Annotated in this window: 2 protein-coding genes; both read right to left on the reverse strand. The window is 57.7% G+C overall.

All coding sequences use genetic code 11. The features are described from left to right. Positions 1-282 precede the first annotated feature (282 nt). Positions 283-627: a hypothetical protein gene (locus BM070_RS23865; RefSeq protein WP_245785348.1), complete on the reverse strand. Its 345-nt coding sequence runs from the start codon at positions 625-627 to the stop codon at positions 283-285. Next, positions 611-2,601, reverse strand: a 1,991-nt coding sequence (locus BM070_RS23875; protein WP_245785349.1) for a DNA/RNA non-specific endonuclease, incomplete at its 5' end; no start/stop codon positions are given. The genes BM070_RS23865 and BM070_RS23875, both read right to left, overlap by 17 nt.

Genomic DNA, 2,601 nt, shown 5'->3' on the forward strand with positions numbered 1-2,601 from the left:
CGATCTGGAAGCCGCCGTCACCGGCCCGGATGCCCGATTGCTCGGTCACGCTGGCGTAGTCGCTGTTGATCCTCTGCTGGCCGTAGTTGGCGCTGTCGGCAAATAACGACTCAACGGAACTTATTCACAAGGCCAAAAGGCAAATGGAATTGCAGTACGAGATCGCAACTCCATTGCCAGACTCGTGCTTGCGCCAAGATCGCAACCCCAACACCTTGCTCAAAGCATGCGTAAACTACAAAACACACATAATTTTAAAAAGCAAATTTTTATTACGCAAATTTAATCATCATAAGAAAGCTCCAAGGAAAATTTTCCGGAATCAACATCCATAGAAAACAAAAATACTTTCCACGGATGCTGGTTCTGCGAAACAAAAAATTCCCGGTGGGCAAAAAGAAGCTTTCTAAGATTTTGATCAACCAAGCCATCAGAGGGAAGAAACCAGTCACTCTTGCCGTCCGATTTGACATAGTCATACTCGAACGTGCATACATCACCCTCAGGCACCAAAATAGCTTTCATTGCTATTTTTTTCGCCCCATCAGGAGCAGCCTCGTACAAGATTTGACCAATCTCCCTGCAAATTTCCACATCCTTGCTAATCAACTCAACCTCCTGGCGCATTTGCAAAATTGACTCGAACTGGGCGAGTACCGCCAATGGAGTAGGTCACATTGAATGATCCCGGCCTCACACTGGCCCCCTCGTATATGGGCTCAATCATAACTCGAACCGATTGCCCATCCTTGAGGGCACTTGCCCAGGCATTCTCCATACTTTTCCAGGCTCCGCGATTCAAATTCGCGTTCATTGGAACGAGGTTTAACTTTTCGCCCGGACCATTCAGGATGCTGGCGATAAGGTGACCGCCCTCATCCCCAGAGACGCCACATTTCCCTGCCTTACATTGCTGGTAAGTGTTGCGATCTTGCTTCGTCAGCGAAAGATCACTCTCCACTTTGGTGACTCTTGAAAGCGAATCGGTTTGATAGACGTTGACATCGTCCACCTTGTAAATTGTATTAGGCTGAGGATTATTAAGTTCTTTACTCCAATCGCCCTTGACTCCGGAACTGATATTGACTTCACGCAGGGCCGGGATTCCGCCTTCTATGGTTGCTGCACCACCACCTTTAATCCCTGCACCAGCCCCTTTCCCAAGCTCCGCAGCCTCTGCAGCATTCATTGGCCCCTTGGTCACCAAGACAGCCAGCGTCTCCTTGCTGACATTGATCCCCACCTCCGCGAGCCTGACCGCGCCCTTGGCTGCAGCGCCAGCACCGGTAACAACACTACCGACCTGCCACAGCACCCCACCCAGGTCCCGACCCAACTGCTCCGCATTCGCATCACCGCCCTGATCCAGAGCCCGGCTCATGCGGTCGATCTTGGCGTCCAGTTCCTTGAACATCGCCTCGCCCATCTGCTGGCGCGCCTCCGGGCTGCTGATCAGTTGCTTCAGTCCATTGAGCCCTTCGATCGGGTGCGCCAGGAATTCGGCGACGCCCTTAACGTCGTTCCACCCCGCTTCCGCCAGGCCCTTGCCGATACCTGTTGTGGTCAGCACGTCCTGCTTGGTCGAGATGTAGGCCCACTTGCCAGCCACTTTGACCTGCTCCAATGTCGTCTTGGCATTGGAGAGTTCTTTCTTCATCTGCACGATCTGTTGCGTCGCCAGCCAGTTGTTGTCCACGGCGGCGATGGCTCCCTGCGTGGCGGCCGTGGGGTCTGACCCGCCCACGGCGGCGATGCCGGTCACCAGGCTGGTGATGAGGTTGCGCTTGCCTTCGCGCTGGGCGGCGGTTTCGTCAGGGCTGGTTTCGCTGAATAGGCCAGTCAGCAGGCTGCTGGCGGCTCCGCCCAGGGCGCCTGCGCTGCAGCTTTGGCTGCTGGCGGCCGCCCCTGCGCAGGCGACGATGGCGTGCAGCGCCGCGTGGGCGGGACTGCCCTCGGTCAGCGTGCCGTTGGCGACCATTTGCCCCACGTAGCTGGCGCCTTGCTGCTGCACGTAGTTGACGACCATGTTCTGCACGAATTGCGCCGTGCTGCCGCTGACGTTGCCGCCCGCGCCGGCGGCCATAGCCATCATGATTTGCCGGTAGGTGCCGCCTGCGCCCCAGTTGTCGCTGATGGACTGCGCTTCGGTGCGCCATGCTGAGGCTTGGTCTCGGAGCGCAAGACGTTGCTGATCGGTCAGGCCGTTGCTCGGGTCGGAGGCTTTGGCGTCGGCTTCCTTGGCCTGCGCATTCCTCTGATCGACTTCCTTGGCCCGGTTGTTCAGGAAGGCTCCCGTCTCTCGCTGGAACGCGCCGACGATCTCGAAGCCTGCCTTGATCTCCTGTTCGTTGAAGATGGGCTTGAGCGCGTTGCTGCTGTCTCGCTCGGTGCTGACGTTGCGGTTGATGCTGGCGACGGTCTGCGCTCCATCCTTGCCGGTGAGCGCCTGCTGCTTGCCTTCGTCGGTGATGCGGATCGCCCCGCCGCTGATGCCGCTGCCCGTGGTGCTGCCGGCGCTGCCGGAGGCGCCCATCACCACGGGAGGCGTAGCGCTCCAATTGCCGCTGCTGGGCAGGTTGCTGCCGGGCACTTTGCCTGCGC

The organism is Paracidovorax wautersii (assembly GCF_900113035.1).
GTDB lineage: Bacteria > Pseudomonadota > Gammaproteobacteria > Burkholderiales > Burkholderiaceae_C > Paracidovorax > Paracidovorax wautersii.

Bases quoted from the DNA above. Each gene is read 5' to 3' on its own strand.
- BM070_RS23865 (WP_245785348.1), bottom strand. From the start codon at position 627: ATGCGCCAGGAGGTTGAGTTGATTAGCAAGGATGTGGAAATTTGCAGG.